Genomic DNA, 18,777 nt, shown 5'->3' with positions numbered 1-18,777 from the left:
TTTGCGGCTGGCTTAGGGCAACAGCGGATGCGGATTCCCTTCGGGAATGACAACCAAAACGGGCAATGCAACGACAGCGGCTAGACGATCCAGGTGGAGAATTGAGCGTAGAGCTGCTCGAAGATGTTCCACAGGGTGCTTAGTTTCCGGGCAGGGATTGTGTTGCCCGCGGTCGTGATGCTGTTGTTGAAGAAGTCGCGGTCCATGAGGACAATGTGGTCGGGATCGACCTCCGCGGAGACGATCTTCGTATTCTTCGTGTAGGCGAATCGGTGCCAGCGATCGATGCCGTCCCATTGCTCTCGGAGGCGGGTGCCGTCTTCGAAGACGATCTCGACGGTGACCGGGAGGATGAAGTCACCCTTGCGGCGGACGACGACCGTGTCGAGATATTGCGTGGTTGCCTTGGGGTCTTCGGGCAGCCACCACTGGACGGGGTCGGAATTGATGCTGTCGACCATGTAGTCGAGGACGGCGGTACCGTAGACGGCCTGGTTGAAGAAGGGACGGAGGGTGGTTCCAGAGAAGGTGAACTGGGTGGGGGTAAAACCTGGAATCAGACTTGCGCCGGGCGTTGTGGCGCCTCCGCCCACCTTAGACGATGATGTCGTCGAAGGTGGGGCACCCAGACTCCCCCCGGTCGCCGGGGTGTAAGCGAGAGGGGTGGCCTTGCCGTGGGCGATGGCAACCTCCTCGATCGTGTGGAGGAAGTCCTCGGTGGTGGGGTGGGTGAAGCGATAGCGCATGAACCATATGCGCATGGCTTCGTCCATCACGTCTGTTCCGACGATGCCTTCGAGGGTAGCGAGGAGCGTGGCGCTCTTGCCGTAGGTGATGCCGCTGTAGGAGTTGGCGTCCTTGAACTGCCAGGCGTGGCGGGTGACGGGATCCTGGTCGACGGCGCCCATGTACTGGAGGCGCTGGAGGGAGGCGTCCGCGAGGTTCGCCCAGGGGAAGTTGATGAAGTTCGTGCGGCGGCCGAGGATGGCTCCGGTGACTTTGACTTCGGTGTAGGAGTTGATGCCCTCGTCGAGCCAGGCGTCCTCGAACTCGTTGGTGGCGACCATGCCGTACCAGTACTGGTGGCCGAACTCGTGCTCGGTGACGTTCTCGGTGCCGTTGGTCGGTTCAAACCAGAACGTGCCGGCGGTGATGAGGGTGGGATACTCCATGCCGAAGATCTCGGAGTCGGGTTCGGGGTCGATGACGGTGATGATCTTGTAGGGGAATGGCCCGTAACGGTGGTCGAACTGGGCCATGGTGTCCTGCATGATCTTGAGGTAGCGGGGGCCGGCCTGGGGGTGGGCGGCCAGGGCCAGGACGTGGATCTTGACGGGGCCCATGGACGAGAGGAAGGTTCCGTCGGTCACTTTGAAGTGTGGGCTGGCGGCGAAGGCGAAGTCGCCGACGTCTTCGGCGTAGAAGCCGAGCGTCTTGGTGTCGTCGGGGTTGCTGGTCTCGCCGGTGGGGATGCCGCTGGCGCCTACGACGTAGCGCTGTGGGATGGTGAGGTGGACGTTGAAGGTGCCGAAGTCGGAGAAGAACTCAGTGGTGGCGTGGTACTGGTGGCAGTTCCACGCGCCATGCCAGAAGACACCGAGCTTGGGGTACCACTGCCCTCCCATCAGGAAGTCGCGTTTATAGCCGTTGCGAGCGACCGATAGGGGGAACTTGTCGTGGAAGGTGAGGTTGAAGGTGACGGAGTCGCCCGGGGCAAGAGGCCTGGGGAGGGTGATCTCGGCTACGGTGTGGTCCTGGCTATTGCCATCGTCGGGTGCCGTGAAGTGGAGGGTGGGGGTAAGGTCGCCGTAACCGGTCGCGTCGATGTGGGAGACGTCGATGGAGCCCAGTTTCTTGTCGTCGTAGGTGTTGTCGGCGTCGCTGTCGCGGATGCCTCCGCCGAAGTGGGTTTCGGTGGTGAAGGTCGACTGGGGGCGGAAGGCGTTGAGATAGAGATGGAAGGGGAAGGTGGTGAGAGGCTGGCCGGTGAGGTTCTTGTAGGTGAGGCTCTCGGTAGCATCGAGGGCGTGGTGGGCGGGGTCAACCTTGGCCTCGAGGTTGTAGGCCACGACGCGGGTGGAGAGCGGGGCTCCGTTGGGAGAGTTTGTGGCGGAGACAGATTGAGCGCAGGCGGGAACGGCGGCCACGAGAGTTAGAAGGGCGAGGCGGAGGGGGTGGGGCATGGGAGTGATTGTATGGCGGAACAGAGTTTTCTCGTAGGGAATGACAACCACAGAGACCAAGACCGATGCTACTGGGTCTTCCGCCAGAGTTCCGTGGTGAGGAGGCCGAAGAGGCGGTAGTGGTGTGCAACGCGAACCAGGCCGGCCTGGGTGAGGGCAGTTGTGTGGTCTGGCAGGCTGGCGGTGCTCAGGCCGGTGAGGAGACTGAAGGTTTTGTAGAGGAATGCGATGTAGAGCCGTGCGGGACGGTTCATTGGACCGGGTGGGATGCGGAAGTCTGAGAGCAGCCAGAGGCCTCCGGGCGCAAGAGTTTGGGCTAGGCGGTGGGTGAGGCGGTCAAGTTCGGGTTGGGTGAGGCAGTCGAGGAAGAAGTGGGTAACGATGAGATCGGGCAGGACGATGGGTGCGTAGGTCAGTGCGTCCCCATGGTGGGTTCGAAGGCGTTTAGGGGCATTGGCGCGCTGAGCGAGGAGATGGAGCATGGTTGCGCTTGTATCGACGGCATCCGCTTCGATATGAGGGTTGCGGAGGAGGAGTTGAGCGGTGAAGCGGCCGTCGCCGTCGCCAAGAATGAGGGCCTGACGGCGGTCGTCGAGATGGGCTAGGAAGTGAGTACGGGTTTGCTGAAGGACGGGGCCGAGCGTGAAGTATTCGAGCCAGCGGTAGGGGCGGGCGATGCGGTCGAAGTTGGGTGGCTCGCTCACGGCTTGTCTTCGATGATAGGTGGTGGTGCGTGGTAGGTTTTGGGGATGGTGAACGGCGGGGCGAGGCGGCGGGGGTGGGTGGAATGGCTGCTGGTTGGAGTGGCGGTGGCGTTCTTCGGGCTCTGCTTCGTGCATCTGGGGGCTGATTTTCCAAATGGCTCGGCATGGAACGACTGGTCGAAGATGACGGATGAAGGCTGGTACGGTGGGGCGGCTGTCCGGCAGGCTTTGGGTGGGGCGTGGTATCTGCCGGGATCGTTCAATCCGGTGGTGGCGATGCCGGTCTGGCCGGTGATGCTTCGTGGGTGGTTTGGAGTGACGGGTGTGGGGATGGTATCGGCGCGAGTGTTGGCGCTGGTGTTGTATGGGTTGTCGCTAGGGATGCTGTATGGGTTGCTGAGGCGCGAGCGGGGCCGGCTTTCGGCGGCTGCGGCGGTGGCGCTGGTGGCGGTGAATCCGTTCTGCTATGCGTTTGGGCGGATGGGGATCCTGGAGCCGGTGCTGGTGTTCTGGATGATGCTCGGGCTTTGGCTGGCCCAGAGGATGCGTGAGGGGGAGTCAGCTCGGCAGGTTGGACTTGGTGTTGTGCTTTGCCTGCTCCTGCTGACGAAGTCGACGGGGCTCTTTCTTGTGCCGGCAGTGCTGTACCAGATGTGGGCTTCGATGAACTGGCCCAGGAGAGGCTGGATGAAGCCGATGGCAACCGTTGGGGGTACGGCGGCTTTGCTTTGGATGGGGTATTACGCGGCCTGGGCGCGGCCTCATATTGAGGATTACCGGTTGCTGTTTGCGATCAATAAGGACCGGGTTCACCTGAGCATCATGCCGATCGAAGCGTGGAAGACTCTGCGGGATGGGCTTTGGATTAACCCAGTGATTTTTTGGGCTGCTGTCGCGGTTCTGGTGCTTTCAGCGGTTTGGCTGCGGGAGCTTTGGCGGGCGCCTTTATTTGGGAGTTCGGTGCTGGCTACGGTGGGGTACCTGACGTTCATCTGGTATCACACGTATCTTCAGCCGCGGTATTACCTCGTGATGGTAATGCCGGTGGTGGTGCTCGTGGTGATTGGGATTGAGGTGCTTTGGGCTCGGCGGTTGATCTGGGGAGCGTGGGTTCTGGGGGGAGCGGTCGGGATGGCGGGCCTGGCGATGATGGTGCGGACGCTGTGGTATGCGGCGAGGCCGGAGTACAGCTTCCAGACGGCGGCGGAGGGGATCGCGGGGACGATGCGGCGGGATGGAGGGAAGCAGCTTCTGCTTGGGAGCAGCGCGGATGATGTGACGATGTGGACCGGGGTGGCGGGGATCAACTCGGAGTATGCGATGGGTGGAATCGATGCGATGCTCGACCGGTATCGACCGGAGTGGTTCGCGGCCTGGAACGGGGAAGAGGACTACGGGACGCGGTGGTTTGGAGAACGGTATTGGATGGTCGAGAGGGGGCGTTATCGGGTGTTTGATGATCCGGAGAGGAATGTGCTCGTGCTGTACCGGCTGGAGGAGAAGCCAGGATATCGGGACCGGCCGGGCGAGGTTCTGCGGTTCATGAAGTGAAGGGCAGGATGAGCAGAGGGGTGAGAAGCGCGGCGTCGGCGGCGGTACGGAGAGTGAGCCGGGAGAGTTGATGGCGACACTGGTTCAGAGCGACAAGGGTAAGGGTGCTGAGGGCGCAGGCAATGGGATACGAGCGCACGGGGGTGGCCCGTAAGTGCAGGGTGAGGAGGATGGAAGCGACGAGAAGAAGGGTCGCGAGGGCGGGGAGGCATTGAGTGGCGCGATGGATGGTCCAGTGGACGCGGGTGCCTGTCGGATGCTCCCAGGCGTAGATGAAGAGGCAGTTTAGGCTGCAGAGGAAGGCGAAGAGGATTGCAGCGGGCAGGAGTGTGGGGCGCAGGGTCGGGTTGCGGGAGATGGTGGGGATGAAGGTGGCGGCTGCAAAGAAGGGACCGACGATAAGTTCTTTCGGGATCGGGCGGTTGAAGGGGCGGGCGTCGAGCGAGGTGTGGATGAGGAGGAAGTACCCGGCCATGAGGGCGGCTTCGGTGAGGTAGAGACGCATCGCGGCTGGGCTCAAGAGCGGGAGCAGCGCGGCGAGGACTATCGTCGCGACGCCGATGCCAATCAGGAAGGCTGTGCGGTGCTTATGGTGGAAGAGGTGACGAGGTTCGAGGCCGGTGGTTTGCGGGCTTAGCTGGCGGGTGTCGAGGAGGCGGTCGGCGGCGTAGAGAGTCCAGACGGCGAGTGCCATGGCGACGGGTGTTGCGAGGGGAAGTGGCGTGTGGGTAAGGCGGGCGGTAAAGCAGGTCCAGAGGACGGCTACCGTGGGGGCGTCGAGAGATAGAAGATGCCAGAGATGCAGGACACTCGGCCGGGTGGGTGCGGGCACTCTTCCATTGTAGGCAGGACGTCGAAGAGCCTCGCTCCTCAGGAAGCAGGAACGAGGCTCTTATCTCTGATCCGCCGGAGTTAGCCGGAAGTTAGTTTGTTGCAGCAGCGGGAGTCGCCGCCTTGGTTGCGACCATGCGAACAGCCTTGTCGACGATGACGTAGAGAAGCTGGTCGTGGTCGAGGTGAGCCTGGGCCTTGATGTAGTTGCCCATGCGGCGGCCGGCAGCTTCGCTATCGGGGAGGGTCACGCCGCGCTTTTCGGCGGACATGGCGGCGAGCTGCTGGACGATGTCGAAGAAGGTGGACTCGTCCTTGCCGCTCAGGAGCCACGCGTCGTGAACCGAGGCGGTGACGATCTGGTCGATGGGGAAGGTCTTGCCTGGGCCGGTGGAGTTATCGCCTTTCGGCTGGATGTTGGCTTGGGCAATAGCGGATGCGGGCAGAAGGCTGAGGGGAGCGGCGGCGAGGATTGCGGCGGCTGCGATCGAGCGGAGATTCATGAGTCAGGATCCTTTCACGTGCTTGAGCTTGAGCGGGTAGTTCCGGCGCTGTTAGCGACCGTAATAGTAGTCGTTGCGGCGGTTGTCCTGGTGGACCTTACCAGCGATTGCGCCGACACCGGCACCAGCGCCACCGCCGATGATCGCACCCTTCAAGCCACCTCCGAGAAGTGCGCCGAGGGCCGCGCCGCCTGCGCCGCCGATGAGGGCTCCCTTACCGGGGCCAATTCCACCCTGATTGCGATAGCGATCGTCGTAGCGGCGATCGTGGCCGTAGTAGTCGCCGTGGCGTCCGCCATCGCGAAGGCCATTGTTAAAGTTTCCGCGGCGATCGTACTGGGCGAGGCCTGGGATAGTTGCCAGGAGGAGGGGAAGTGCAAGCCACTTCTTCGTCATTATCTTCCAACTTTCGACCGATGGTTTCTTGATGCCTTGGCCCTGGGGATGCAGCCTGATAACGCTATGGTTTCGAGGCACAGAGGTGCTTCTTCTTCTGTATCGATCATGTGGATAGGATGGCCGACGCCGGTCTTTGGATGGCCTTCGGTTCGGCTAACAGATTGATTTTGCGTGAAGAAAGCTCAGGGCCGGCGCGCTATGGCTGGCGGGAGGTCGTGGGCCCCTTCGGCCCAGAAGCCGGGATCGATGTCGGGGAAGATGTTGTCGCGCAGCTCGGTGGCGGCGAGTTGGGCGAGGTCGTAAGGCGTGAGGGTAAGCCCGGCCTGAAGGTTCTGGTAGAGCTCCTTCAGGGCCTGGAACTGCTCCCGGTGGGTGTTGAAGCGTAGTTCGGCGTAGTCACGGGCGGCTCCGGTGGTGATGAGGAACTGCCAGTCGGAGGCCTCGAGGAGGAGAAGCTCGCGGCAGAGCTGCTTGACGACGCGGACGGTAATCTCGGAGTCCTGCCAGGCGGTCGAGGTGCAGACCTCACGGGTGAAGCGCTCGGCAGGGTAGATGTGGGTCCAGGTCCAGCTCGTCTCGTGGTTCATCCAGACCTGATTCAGCCCGCCCGCTCCCCAGGAACCCTCGTTCATCGCGATGGAGTTTGTTCCCGGGTACTGCTTGAGATAGCTGCTGCAGGTGGTGAGCTGAATGCCGTTGTTGGCGGCATGCAGCGCGCGGCAGACAGCCTCTAGCCAGAGCGCGCCTTCGAACCACCAGTGGCCGAAGAGCTCGGCGTCGAAGGGAGCGCAGAGGATGGGCGGGTTGGCGGAGATGGAGCTCGCTTCGAGGGCGTCCTGGACAAGTTCGACAAAGTGTGCGGCGTGTACCTTGACGCGTTCGGCGGCCTGTTGGGGCCAGTACGGAAGCTTGTCCGCCATATCGATGCGGCTGCCGCTGACCTGCCAGTAGCGATGCCCGCCGGGGTACCGCTTCTTGTGGAAGTCGAGGTAGTTGCTGTCGCCGGGGTAGCCTGTGTCACTGGACCAGACCTGAAGGCCGGTACGCGGATCGCGCGGGAAGACGCTCGTTGGGAAGCGCTTGTCGTATGGGCCGTCGACCTCGTACGGCTGGTAGAGCGAGCGATGTGGGCCGTGGGGTCTTGGCTTCGTGGGTTCGTCGTTGAGGGGCTCGGGCTGGCGGTTCAGGGGCCGGTTGCCGCCGGGGCCGGTTCCGTAAGGCGAAACGATGCGGTTGGAGTCTTCGACGAGATGAGTGTCGACGAAGAAGAACTTGAGGCCGGACTCGGCGAGCGCCTGCTCGATGCCGATGCGTTCGAAGCCGGCGTCGGTGGTTCCGTCGGCGTTGGCGACGGGGTAGTTCCAGAAGCCCGCGGGGCGATAGCCGCACTCGGGAATCCAGATGCCGTCGGGTGGCTGGCCGAAGTGGCGGATGTGCGATTGGACGGCGGTTCGGATCTGGGCGCGCACGCTCTCGTCCGTTCCGAGGAGCGGTAGATAGCCGTGCGTCGCGGCGCCGGTGATCAAATCGATGAGTCCCGAACGTTGGAAACGGGCGAAGGCGCGGGGAATGTCCTGGTTGTACGAGTTGAACTCGTCAAGGGCTGACGTATAGACGCGGTGCCAGAAACGAGCGGTCTCGGCGTAGTGGGCTTCGCCGGCGTTGGTGAAGGTAAGCTCATCCTCGCGAGCGGCAACGATCTTGCGATTGAGGTAGCGGGGAAACTCGGCGAGAAAGAGAGGGTGAGTGAGCTGCTCGAGGAGAACCGGAGAGAGATTGATATTGAACTGTGCGGGAATACCGTCGCGTTCGAGGTTCGTGAGGACGCGGAGTAGCGGGAGATAGGTCTCGGCGGCAGCTTCGTGGAGCCACTCCATGCCGTGCGGCCAGGTTCCGTGGTTGATGACCCAGGGAAGATGCGCATGCAGCGTGATGGTGAGAAAGCCTGCCGGGCTTGGTGCTGCCTGCGTCAAGACGAGGACCTCGGGGGGAGCTGCGTGCGCATGCGACGTCTATCGTCCGGCGTCAGCGTGCCTAGTTTACACGGGCCTTCCAGCTGAATGAGCGAACGGCAGACCGTAGAGGTCTGCCGCTGCTTTCGTCGTATTGCTATCTCTTGAGGCGGGCTACTGGTCGTGATGCTGGAGGTCGCCGTTGTCGTCTCCCTCACTCTTCAAGGAAGCTTTGACGCTGATCTCCGTGTTCAGGCGGAAGCGGACGAGGCTTTCCGAGGGGATCTGCACCTGTTGCCCTCGGGTGACGCCGTTGACCCCCGCGCCGATGCCGCCGCCGGATGCGGCTCCGATCGCGGCTCCTTTGCCACCTCCGAGGATGCCTCCGAGGATAGCTCCGATAGCAGCTCCGCCACCGACCTTTTCGGCTGTGTTCTTGCCGCGGCCGTTGCCCTGCTTGGAATAGGTGTCGGTCGTGATGGGGAAGGTCTCGCCGCGGCGGCTGACGCTGGTCAGCGAGACAGCAAGCAGGGAGTTTCCGCTGAAGTGGCCAGCGTCCTTGACGTCTTCAACGCGACCGCTGACCTTGGTCCCTGTGGGGAAGGCGATGAGGCCATCGACGATGACGTCACTGGCGAGTGTTCCGGAGAAGCTGGTCCCGGCCTGCGTGGATGCACTGTCGAGCGTCTGGGTAATGCGTACTGGAAGCTCCGTTCCGGAAGGAACCCGCACGGTACGGAAGGCAGGCGGGGCTGGCTTCGGCGCGGGCGGTGGTGGCGGTGGCGGAGTTGGATCGACCTGCGCTGTCTGGGGTTCGGGGCGCTCGATCGGAGCCGGCATCGGGGGTGGCGGGGGCTCGACGCGGGCGCGTTGGGGCGGTGGAACCTTGACGCGGTCGCGCTTCGCCGGGATGGGTTTGACGGGCGCGGGAGGTGGGGTCGTAACGACTTCGGGTTCGGTGGGTGCGGGGGCGACGAGCGAAAGACTGTTGATGACAGTGCGGATGCCGGCGACCTGCGAGGCGTCGTTCGCGGCGAGAGAACGTGCGGCTGGGTTGGTCACGGTGCCCGTGAGGGTCGCGACGCCATCCTTCACGGATGCCTGGAAGGGCTGGCCCGCCAGGCCGGGATCGGACTGCAGACGGCTTTGCAGCGCTGCGTTGAGGCTTGCGTCGTCGGTTGCGGGCGCGGGCGTGGATTTGCAGCCGGAGAGCGCGAGAGAGATCGCGAGCGCGGCGACGGTGGCGGCGCGGGTGATGGGATGGTCGGATGCTGGAGTCATGTCGTTCCTTTCAGTAGAGGGGCGGGAGACAGCCCTGCTCGTTGCGGCGAATCTCGTTCGGGCGAGGAGTCGTGTTGTATCGAAAACTGCGTGTTTGGGCCCTGTGGATATAGACGCAAGGTTCTCGATTGCGATGCGGTCGTGCCGAGACTAGGTTCAGTTTTTGCCAACCCGTGGGTTCTTCGTGCGTACGGACCCTGGAAGGCGTCAAGTTGCGGATCCTAAGCAGAGATGTATGGCCCCGCAGTGGAATGGTATGCCCATGATTCCTCAAGGTCGCGCAACCTAATACACGCACCGGGCATCTTCCTGAGGGTGCACACGTTTCTCTGGACTTTGATGTTGTGAAACGGCACTCTGGTTCAGAAGCAAGATTCTCGAACTCAGATCCAGCGGCCAAAGGAACATGGGCCGGTAGATTGGATCAGTTCTAACGTTCAGGGTCCAAGTTCAAGGCAACGGCATGCTTCCGGTGCCACTCACACTTATAGAGGAGAAAGACGATGGCTGATAACGAAAGCGGAATTAGCGGTTTTGGTTGGTTTTTGACGGGTCTCGGTATCGGTGCTCTGATCGGCGTTCTTTACGCCCCCAAGGCTGGCAAGGATACACGCGATGATCTCGTCGCGGGTGCGCTCGATGCGAAGGAAAAGGCGAACGCCTACGCGCAGCAGACAGCACAGAAAGCGACCGAGGCCTACAACCAGGGTGTCGCCAAGGCAAACGACCTCGTTGCGCAGGGCAAACAGGTTGCGGGCGACTACGTCGACAAGGGCAAGGATTACTACGACAAGGGCCGCACCCAGTGGTCGCAATACGTCGACAAGGGTAAGGATTTGATCAATAACCAGAAGGAAGGCGTTTCTGCTGCGGTGGATGCCGGCACGGACGCTTATCTGAGCAAGACGGCGCCCGAAACTGTGTCGTAAAGGTTCAGCATCGAGTGGTTTGCTTTCACGAAGGGGCGTGCCGCTCGGCGGACGCCCCTTCGTTGTGTCGTGATAGTTTCTGTATGCGGAGGCAGGAATGATGTTGACAGCGGTATGGCTGCAAACAGGTGACGTTTCGGCTGGGTACGTCATGTGGCTTACAATCTTCGTCGGAATTCTCGCGGTGGCGCTTCTGCTCCAGGCAATCGCAACGATGGTGCTGTTCGGAAAGCTGGTGGGCATCGTGAAGGACATGAAGCAGTCCTTCGACGACACAAAAGGCAAGGCCTTGCCGCTCATAGCCGATATCCAGGAGATTGCTACGTCGACCCAGGTCATCCTCCATGACCTAACGCCAAAGATCAAGGTGATCTCCGAGAACGTCGTGGAGACGAGCCACACGGTACGCCAGACAGTAGAGAAACTGGATGTGACAATTCGCCAGACCGCAGATAGAGCAGTCGTGACGTTCGACGATGCGAATGCGCGTGCACAGAAGCAGGTGGCGCGTGTGGATGGCATGGTCGCGACGACGCTGGCGGCAACCTCTGAGATCGGGCAGACGGTGTATCACGGGATCCGGGTGCCGGCTCGCAAGATCGCGGAGATTACGATCCAGAGCAAGCACATGATCGATACGCTGATCGATCGGCTGAAGGCTCTGACTGGTGGGATTGGGCAGGTTGTGCAGGGGAAGACAGAGACGAAGAGGAAGCCGGGCTGGTAGCTGTCTTACGAACTTACGAAGGTTAGAATCAAGCCGCCTTGCGCGGCTTGATTTTTGTCACGAGCATTCAGAATTGCCTGCTTTTCGTGCCGCCGATTGGGGCGACTTTTTGGGCATCCGCTGACTCTTTGCTGTCTCTCTCAGAGGAGCGATCAATCGTTCGGGTTGACGATCCAGCCTCCGCCGACGACCTCGTCTTCATGGAAGAAGATGGCGGCCTGGCCGGGGGTGACGGCGCGCTGAGGCTCGTCGAAGAGGACGTGGGCTAGATCGGGGCCGGCTGGCGAGAGGGTGGCCCAGGCCGGCTCGTGGCGGTGGCGGATCTTGGCACGCACGCGGATGGGTTCGGCGAGATCGGGGATCGAGATCCAGTTCAACCGGTTGGCGTGGAGTTCGCGGCTCATCAGGTCGGCGTCTGAGCCTACGGTGACCGCGTGGCTGTCGGGGTGAATGTTCAGGACATAGAGTGGATTTGGGCTGGTAAGACCGAGACCCTTGCGCTGGCCGACGGTAACCGTATGGATCCCGGTGTGGCGCCCAAGGATCTCGCCCGACGTGGAGACCAGATCGCCCGAGAGGTCGGGTTGCGCTTCGCCCTGATCTTCGAGATAGGCGGCGAGGAAAGCGGAGTAGTCGCCGCCCGGGATGAAGCAGATCTCCTGCGAGTCAGGCTTCTGTGCGAGCGCGAGGCCGGCGTCGGCGGCCATCTGGCGGACGACGGGCTTCTGCATCTCTCCGAGCGGGAAAAGCGTGTGGGCCAACTGGTCCTGGGTCAGGCCGAAGAGGAAGTAGGTTTGATCCTTGGAATGGTCGGCGGGGCGGGAGAGAATCCAGCGGTTGCGGATGGGGTCGAAGTGATTGCGCGCGTAGTGGCCCGTGGCGATGAGTTCGGCGCCGATCTGGCGGGCGGTAAGCAAGAGCGCGTCGAACTTCAGGTGATTGTTGCAGAGCGTGCAGGGAATAGGCGTGCGGCCTGCGAGGTACTCGGAGACGAAGGGCTTTACCACCTCGGCCTCGAAGCGGGCTTCCTGGTTGACGAGGTAATAGGGAATGTCGAGATGCTCGGCGACGCGTCGTGCGTCGTAGACGTCGTCGATGGAGCAGCAGCGGCCCTGGACGGACTCGGGCATGCCTTCGTGCCCGGCGAGGCGGCGCTGATTCCATAGCTGCAGGGTAAGGCCGACGAGGGTATGGCCCTGTGCGCGGAGCAGGGCTGCCACCGCTGAGGAGTCGACGCCACCCGACATCGCGACGGCAATCGTCTGCGGGGCTTGCGGCACCAACGGCGGTGGTATGCCGGACGCGGGCGCGATGGTGTTAGCGGCGGACATATCCCCTTCATGATACGTCTTCGCCGGTTCGTCGCGTCGACGACGCGGTTGGGCGAGAGGGCTACCACCAAGGTGCGGAAGTATACGACTTCCGGGGAAAGCCATCGCAGGGAAGTGTCATTTTTGATTACTTTGGTTTCCATGATTATTGATTTGGGACACTATTACGTCCCAAAGGTCCGAAATGATACATCGTTTCCTGCCGTTCTCCCCAATGTCTTTTCTGGTTACCACGGTAAGGCCTTCCGCCGAAAGCCGATCGAGCGCCCGGATCCTCCACTCCTCACGTCCTGGCCTGCTCTCGCGTTTGTCCGGAGTTTTCGAAGTTCCTGCCCGCCGCGTGGGCAGCGGAGATGCCATGAAGCGACTCACGGTATTCCCCCGTCTCAGCCTCGCGCTGACGATGCTCTGCATGATCGCGGGCTTCTCTCCGGCACCTGCCATCGGCCAGGTGGCCACGGCGTTTCCTGGAACGACAACGGTTGGCGGTGGAACACAGGTGCTTTCGGTTACGGTGACGCTGAAGACGGGCGGAGAGATTGCCGGCGCAAGGGTAATGACGCAGGGCAAGGTCAACGGCGACTTCACGGCGGCGGGGGGCGACACCTGCACCGGGCAGACGTTGGGAGCAAACCAGAGCTGCACCTTTCCGGTGCAATTCAAACCCGCTGCTCCGGGTGAGCGGCGCGGGGCGGTCCTGCTGCTGGACGCAAATGGTGGCCTTCTGGGAACCCAGATGCTCTACGGAATCGGCTCAGGTTCGCTTGGGATCATGATTCCGGGAACGATACAGACGCTCGCCGGCGTGAGCGGCACATGGTTTTACAAGAACGACGGTGTTCCGGCGAACTACGCTCCGATCTACTTTCCGGAGGGAGTAGCGGCCGATGCATCAGGAAACGTGTTTCTGAGCGACACGAACAACAGCCGCATCCGCAGGATCGACGCCCAGACTGGCTTGATCTCTACGGTCGCAGGCACCGGGAGCGCAGGAACGTCTGGAGATAACGGGCCGGCGACGAGCGCCGCGCTCAACACTCCGGCGGCGATGATCATCGACGGTGCTGGCGACATCATCTTCGCGGACTCGCAGAATCATGCGATTCGCAAGGTCAGCCTTGCAACGGGAACGCTGTCTACGATCGCCGGAAGGCTTGGCACGGCAGGATTTGCAGGGGATGGCGGCGCGGCGAGTTCCGCACTCTTGAACGGACCGGAGAGTATCGCCATGAATGCACGTGGCGACCTGTTTATCGCGGATTCGAGTAATTGCCGGATTCGAAAGGTGGATGCTCAGACCGGCCTGATCTCGACGGTGGTTGGAAACGGAAATCCTGGCTCGAATGGAGATGGCGGCCAGGGAACCGCGGCGCAGGTGGCTCAACCGTTCGGCCTCGCGACGGACCCGGCCGGCGACCTCTTCATTGCTGACCTGGCGGGCAACGTGGTTCGCGAACTGAGTGCGTCCGGGATCATGTCAACCGTGGCAGGCACCGGTTCGGCAGGGGATGCCACCGAAGGTACGCCGGGAACGTCCACGCCGCTCCGCCAGCCTTCGGATGTGAAGGTGGATGTCGCGGGCGACCTGTATATCGCGGATAGCGGAAACAACTTGATCCGGAAGCTCTCTGCGGTCACCGGCCTGATGACATCGGTTGGAGGAAATGGATCAACCTTCCAAGGGGGAGACGGTGGGGCGGCAGTTGCGGCAGGAATCGACAGGCCATACGCCCTTGCATTGGATTCACAGGGAAACGTCCTCCTGGCGGACACCTACGACAACCGCGTCCGGGAGATTCAGAACTCGATCGTCTACCTGAAATACAACCCAATCAAGGTCGGTGGCACGTCACCGCAACAGGGCGTGACGGTGGAGAACGATGGCAACGTCGACATGCACTTCACTGCGATCGTTCCCGACGGAAACTCCGCTCTGGACACGTCGAAGACGACATGCCTGACGACGATCCCGTTGACGACGGGCGCAACCTGCCTGGTCGGAGCCGAGTTTGTCCCGTTGACGGTCGGATCTACGGTTACAGCGGCGATCCAGGTGCAGACGGACGCAGCGAATACGCCGGACGTAATCAATCTGACGGGTGAATCAGATACGTTGGAGCCGACGGTGACGACGTTGACCGCGGATGTTAATCCAGTAGGTCTGGGAGCCCAGGTCACCTTTACAGCCGTGGTTTCAGGCAATGGAGTAGCCCCGGCGGGCAATGTCAAGTTCTACGACGGCACAAATCTCCTCGGGACGGTGGCCACGGGAGCGACAGGAAGTACGGCAACATTCCCGATCTCTACGCTGGCGCTTGGACCTCACACAATTACCGCTGCGTTCGGTGGAGATTCGACGAACTCCCCAAGCACGTCGGCGGTTCTGACGGAGATCGTGAAGCAAGCCTCTACGGTCACGCTGAGTTCGAACCTCATGCCCTCGAAGGTTGGCCAATCGATTACCTTCTCGGCCACGGTGACTGGAGCGAGTACGACGCCGGGTGGCTCTGTCGTCTTCAACGACAACGGAAGTCAGATCGGCACGGGCGCGGTGAACGGGAGCGGCGTTGCCAGCACCTCAACGAACCTGCTTGCGGCCGGCACGCATACGATCACCGCAGTGTATTCCGGAGATACGAATACGCTGCCGGGAACCTCGGCGGCTCTGTCGCAGGCTGTAAACCTGTGGAGCACCAGTACCACGCTCACGTCGAGCAATCCAACCGACTCATTGGGCAGCCCTCTCATCTTCTCAGTCCACGTCACGACGACGAGTACGGTACCGCCTTCAGGTGCGGTGGTTCTAACCGATAACGGCGTGAGCCTTGCGATGCTTGTGGTGGATGGTTCAGGCAATGCGAGTTACTCCAACTCTTCTTTGGCTGTCGGCACGCATGCGCTGGTGGCGACTTACCAGGCCGACTCCACGAACGATACGAGCAGTTCCGCTCCGCTGACCCAGACCGTGCAGACGATCAGCACCTCGACAGGGCTAACCTCTTCCGCGAACCCGGTGAGCGCAGGCGCGACGCTGCACCTCGTCGCGACGGTGGCCGCGGTCACCAACGTGACGGCTGGAGCGCCGACGGGTGTGGTTACCTTCAAAGACGGCACAACCGCCATCGGAACAGCGACCATTTCTCCGACGGGCGTGGCGACGCTCGATGTGGCTTCGCTCGGTGTGGGCACGCACGGCCTCGCGGCGGTGTACGGAGGATCGACAAACTACGCTTCGAGCACATCGAACACGCTGAGTGAGGTCGTGCAACTGGCGACGACTTCGGTGCAGCTTGCGTCAAGCAGCAACCCTTCGATCTCGGGTAAAGGCGTGACGCTGACCGCAGTCGTTTCGGGCTCGGGCGGCGTTCCCGGCGGGACAGTGACGTTCCTGAACGGTGGTGTCACGCTCGGAACGGGAACGGTTGGCGGCTCGGGTCAGGCGACACTCGGTATCACGACGTTGCCGGTCGGCAGCCTGTCGCTGGTCGCGACGTATGGCGGCGATGCAAAGGATAACCCGAGCACCTCGCCCGCGCTGACTCAGGTCGTGCAGCAGGCCACTACGCAGATTTCCCTGACCTCAAGTGCAAACCCGTCCTTCGCCGGGGGGACGGTCACGTACCTTGCTTCGCTCTCGAGCAATGGTGGTGTGCCTTCCGGGCAGATCGTTCTGACCGAAGGCGGCTCAGTACTCTCGACCGCGACCATGAACGGAACGGGAGTGGCGAGCTTCAGCCTGAATAGCCTGGTCGCAGGGTCGCATACGTTGATCGCAAGCTTCGCGGGCGATGCCAGCCATTCGGCGAGCACCTCCAATGCGCTGGTGCAGGTTGTGCAGACCGGGACAAGCGTGACCTCAATCGTATCGAGCAAGAATCCGAGCGTCTTCGGCGACCAGATCGGGATCACCTTCAAGGTGACCGGAACGGCGCAGCAGCCAACCGGCACGGTGACCCTGATGGATCAGGGCACGACTCTGACGACGGTGACCTTGAATGCCTCGGGGGTTGCGACGTATCCGATCTCGAACCTGACCATTGGGGACCATCCTCTTACGGCTACCTACTCGGGCGACACGACGCACGCGGGCAGCACGTCGACCGTGCTGACGCAGCGTGTGCAGGAATCGACGACCACTACCATCCTCTCGAGCGAGAACCCGTCGCTCGTGGGAGATGCCGTGAAGCTGACGGCTGCGGTCGTCGGAACGAACGGGGCAGCGGTGACCGGGACGGTGACCTTCACCGACGGAACCGCGGTGCTCGGCTCGGGCACGGTGGCGAACGGCTCGGTGAGCATCAGCATCTCCAGCCTCGTCGAGGGCACGCATCTGATCGTTGCGAGCTACTCGGGCGACGCGACGAACGTGGCTTCCGCCTCGGCCATGCTCTCACAGGTGGTGATGGCGGCAGGCACGACGGTGACGCTGAGCTCGAACGTAAATCCCTCGGTGACGGGTTCAGCCGTGATCTTCTCGGCGGCTGTATCGAGCAAGGGAGAAAATGCAACCGGATCAGTTACATTTATGGATGGCTCGACGACGCTTGGGACAGGAAAGGTTACAAACGGAGTCGCTACCTTCAGCACGAGCGGTCTGACGGCAGGACAGCATGCGATCGTGGCCCGCTATGGCGGCGACGCCGGCACCCAGGTGAGCGTGTCGAATGCGCTTCTTCAGGCGATCCAGAATAAAACGGGTATCTCCGTGGTGTCGAGCCTGAACCCTGCGCTCACGCTCCAGGGCATTGTACTCACGGCAACCGTCACAAACGGTGAGAATGCAACCGGAGTGGTTACATTTACGGATGGCGCTACACAGATCGGCAGCGTCAACCTTGCCTCCAATGGAACCGCTGTACTCTCTCTGCCATCGCTTGCCGCGGGAAGCCATGCGCTGGTCGCGAGCTATGGCGGCGACAGCTACAACCTGCCTTCGACGACGGCAGCCTTGACCCAGACGGTACAGCTTCGGGCGACCACCACATCGATGGCCGTCTCCTCGGACACTTATCTCTCGGGCGCGCAGATTACCCTGGTCGACGTCGTTCGTGGAGATGGACCTGCGGCACCGACGGGCACAGTGACTTTCATGAGCGGCACGAACCTCATTGGGACGGCGCAGATCTCGACGGGAGGCATCGCGACCCTGACCTTCTTCCCGGTCGATCCCTCGTACACGATCGTCGCGACGTACTCCGGCGATGCCGCTTATGCGGGATCGGTGGCGGATGCAGTCACAATCACCGAGGGTCCTTCGACGACGTTCACCATGACCGCGAACCCCTCGACGATGTCGATGGCGAGCGGATCTCACACAACGATCAGCCTGACGATGACGTCGGTGAAGAACTTCGCCGATACGATCTCGCTCGGTTGCCTTGGGCTTCCCGCCGACGCGACATGCACCTTCTCAACCGACAAGGCGGCACTCGCGGCGAATGGGACAAACGTGGTGCAGTTGACGATCGACACCGGCAATCCGCTCGGGGTTGGGACGTCGGTCACGGCGAAGGCGAAGAGGATGTCGCTCTTCGATGGTGTTCCGGGAACGCTGGAAGCAGGTCTTGCGATTCCGGCCGCTCTTCTGCTCGGTGGCCTGCTTGGATGGGGACGGCGCAGACGAACGCTGCCGCGTCTCCTCTCCCTGATCGTGCTGATTGGTATGGGGATGGGGCTGACCTCGTGCGCGAATCAGTTGACGCAGAATAAGACGCCCGCAGGCTCTTACACGGTCCGCATCGTAGCCTCGGGAGTCCAGACCGGCGCGAGCGAGATCTCCGATCTTGCGCTGACGGTGACCCAATGATCCGGCGTGCGATCTGGGGAGTCTTCTGGCTGATCTGTGGCCTCCTGATGGCGTGGAAGGCTGGGGCGCAGGCCGCTCCCGCAGCGGTCGGGCCGGGCACGGCGCTCCGCATCGGCGGCGGTATCTCGGGCTTCCAGATCGACTATGGTGAGCGGCACCTCGGAGGCGGCGTCGCCTGGGTGGACGCCAATCCTTACTGGCGCGTCGGAATCGAGGGCGAGGCGCGCTGGTTGGGATACCACAGCGATAACCAGGTGACGGAGTCGACGTACCTCGTCGGACCCCGGGTGCCCATCCTGCAGCATGGTGCCTTTGAACCGTATGTCAAGGCGATGGCCGGCGGGGCGAGGTTCACCTTTCCGTTCGGCTACGGGAACGGCACATACTTTGTCGTAGCAGGCGGCGGAGGCGTGGACGTGAACGTCGGGAGGAACTGGCAGGTCCGTGCCGTTGATTTCGAGTATCAGCGGTGGCCGCAGTTCACCTTCGGCGTATTGAATCCGTACGGGGTGTCGGCTGGGATCAGCTACAGACTCTTCCGCAGCCGGACCAACATCGAGCGGTAATCGCTTCGGAACTT

Annotated in this window: 13 protein-coding genes; 5 read left to right on the top strand and 8 right to left on the bottom strand. The window is 62.2% G+C overall.

The features are described from left to right. Nucleotides 1-80: 80 nt before the first annotated feature. Both GRAN_RS03610 and GRAN_RS03605 read right to left on the bottom strand, forming a co-directional pair. A complete protein-coding gene (locus tag GRAN_RS03610; RefSeq protein ID WP_128911621.1) occupies nt 81-2,183 on the bottom strand; it encodes a M1 family metallopeptidase in 2,103 nt (700 codons plus the stop codon). 68 nt (nt 2,184-2,251) lie between these two features. Further along, nucleotides 2,252-2,887 carry a class I SAM-dependent methyltransferase gene (locus tag GRAN_RS03605; RefSeq protein ID WP_128911620.1) on the bottom strand — a complete coding sequence of 212 codons (636 nt, stop codon included), beginning with the start codon at nt 2,885-2,887 and terminating at the stop codon, nt 2,252-2,254. A gap of 78 nt (nt 2,888-2,965) precedes the next feature. On the opposite strand from GRAN_RS03605, the gene GRAN_RS03600 reads away from it, so the two are divergent. Beyond that, complete coding sequence (locus GRAN_RS03600; RefSeq protein ID WP_161570824.1) at nt 2,966-4,438, top strand: glycosyltransferase family 39 protein; 1,473 nt, start codon at nt 2,966-2,968, stop codon at nt 4,436-4,438. On the opposite strand, the gene GRAN_RS03595 is transcribed toward GRAN_RS03600, so the two are convergent. From GRAN_RS03595 to GRAN_RS26580, 5 genes are all read right to left on the bottom strand, one after another. Then, on the bottom strand, nt 4,428-5,270 hold the full coding sequence (locus GRAN_RS03595; protein WP_128911618.1) for a hypothetical protein: 843 nt from the start codon (nt 5,268-5,270) through the stop codon (nt 4,428-4,430). The two genes, GRAN_RS03600 and GRAN_RS03595, sit on opposite strands and share 11 nt — an antisense overlap. A 91-nt stretch (nt 5,271-5,361) precedes the next feature. Then, entirely contained in the window at nt 5,362-5,772 is a 411-nt protein-coding gene (locus GRAN_RS03590; protein WP_128911617.1) for a hypothetical protein, read from the bottom strand. Between the two features lie 51 nt (nt 5,773-5,823). Next, nucleotides 5,824-6,168 (bottom strand): hypothetical protein, encoded by a 345-nt coding sequence (locus GRAN_RS25380; protein WP_161570823.1) that lies wholly within the window; start codon nt 6,166-6,168, stop codon nt 5,824-5,826. A 185-nt stretch (nt 6,169-6,353) separates the two neighbouring features. Further along, nucleotides 6,354-8,144, bottom strand: a complete 1,791-nt coding sequence (locus GRAN_RS03585) for a glycoside hydrolase family 57 protein (protein ID WP_128911616.1) — start codon at nt 8,142-8,144, stop codon at nt 6,354-6,356. 153 nt (nt 8,145-8,297) lie between these two features. Further along, nucleotides 8,298-9,404 (bottom strand): BON domain-containing protein, encoded by a 1,107-nt coding sequence (locus tag GRAN_RS26580; protein WP_128911615.1) that lies wholly within the window; start codon nt 9,402-9,404, stop codon nt 8,298-8,300. A 503-nt stretch (nt 9,405-9,907) separates the two neighbouring features. Here GRAN_RS26580 and GRAN_RS03575 point away from each other — a divergent pair. Further along, on the top strand, nt 9,908-10,333 hold the full coding sequence (locus GRAN_RS03575) for a YtxH domain-containing protein (protein ID WP_128911614.1): 426 nt from the start codon (nt 9,908-9,910) through the stop codon (nt 10,331-10,333). Between the two features lie 97 nt (nt 10,334-10,430). Then, on the top strand, nt 10,431-11,060 hold the full coding sequence (locus GRAN_RS03570; RefSeq protein ID WP_128911613.1) for a hypothetical protein: 630 nt from the start codon (nt 10,431-10,433) through the stop codon (nt 11,058-11,060). A gap of 152 nt (nt 11,061-11,212) precedes the next feature. Here the strand turns inward: GRAN_RS03570 and mnmA are convergent, their stop codons facing one another. Continuing rightward, nucleotides 11,213-12,391 carry a tRNA 2-thiouridine(34) synthase MnmA gene (gene mnmA / locus GRAN_RS03565; RefSeq protein ID WP_128911612.1) on the bottom strand — a complete coding sequence of 393 codons (1,179 nt, stop codon included), beginning with the start codon at nt 12,389-12,391 and terminating at the stop codon, nt 11,213-11,215. 358 nt (nt 12,392-12,749) lie between these two features. On the opposite strand from mnmA, the gene GRAN_RS03560 reads away from it, so the two are divergent. Further along, a complete protein-coding gene (locus GRAN_RS03560; RefSeq protein ID WP_161570822.1) occupies nt 12,750-18,197 on the top strand; it encodes an Ig-like domain repeat protein in 5,448 nt (1,815 codons plus the stop codon). After that, complete coding sequence (locus GRAN_RS03555) at nt 18,194-18,763, top strand: outer membrane beta-barrel protein (protein ID WP_128911610.1); 570 nt, start codon at nt 18,194-18,196, stop codon at nt 18,761-18,763. Before GRAN_RS03560 ends, GRAN_RS03555 begins: the two co-directional genes overlap by 4 nt. Nucleotides 18,764-18,777 lie beyond the last annotated feature (14 nt).

The sequence above is a fragment of the Granulicella sibirica genome (genome assembly GCF_004115155.1).
GTDB classification, from domain to species: domain Bacteria; phylum Acidobacteriota; class Terriglobia; order Terriglobales; family Acidobacteriaceae; genus Edaphobacter; species Edaphobacter sibiricus.
This window is presented reverse-complemented; position numbering and strand designations above follow the sequence as displayed.

What these genes read in the sequence shown, in the direction of transcription:
- GRAN_RS03610 (WP_128911621.1), bottom strand. Translation starts at nt 2,183, where the DNA reads ATGCCCCACCCCCTCCGCCTCGCCCTTCTAACTCTCGTGGCCGCCGTT.
- GRAN_RS03590 (WP_128911617.1), bottom strand. Translation starts at nt 5,772, where the DNA reads ATGAATCTCCGCTCGATCGCAGCCGCCGCAATCCTCGCCGCCGCTCCC.
- GRAN_RS25380 (WP_161570823.1), bottom strand. Translation starts at nt 6,168, where the DNA reads ATGACGAAGAAGTGGCTTGCACTTCCCCTCCTCCTGGCAACTATCCCA.
- GRAN_RS26580 (WP_128911615.1), bottom strand. Translation starts at nt 9,404, where the DNA reads ATGACTCCAGCATCCGACCATCCCATCACCCGCGCCGCCACCGTCGCC.
- GRAN_RS03575 (WP_128911614.1), top strand. Translation starts at nt 9,908, where the DNA reads ATGGCTGATAACGAAAGCGGAATTAGCGGTTTTGGTTGGTTTTTGACG.
- GRAN_RS03570 (WP_128911613.1), top strand. Translation starts at nt 10,431, where the DNA reads ATGATGTTGACAGCGGTATGGCTGCAAACAGGTGACGTTTCGGCTGGG.
- mnmA (WP_128911612.1), bottom strand. Translation starts at nt 12,391, where the DNA reads ATGTCCGCCGCTAACACCATCGCGCCCGCGTCCGGCATACCACCGCCG.
- GRAN_RS03560 (WP_161570822.1), top strand. Translation starts at nt 12,750, where the DNA reads ATGAAGCGACTCACGGTATTCCCCCGTCTCAGCCTCGCGCTGACGATG.
- GRAN_RS03555 (WP_128911610.1), top strand. Translation starts at nt 18,194, where the DNA reads ATGATCCGGCGTGCGATCTGGGGAGTCTTCTGGCTGATCTGTGGCCTC.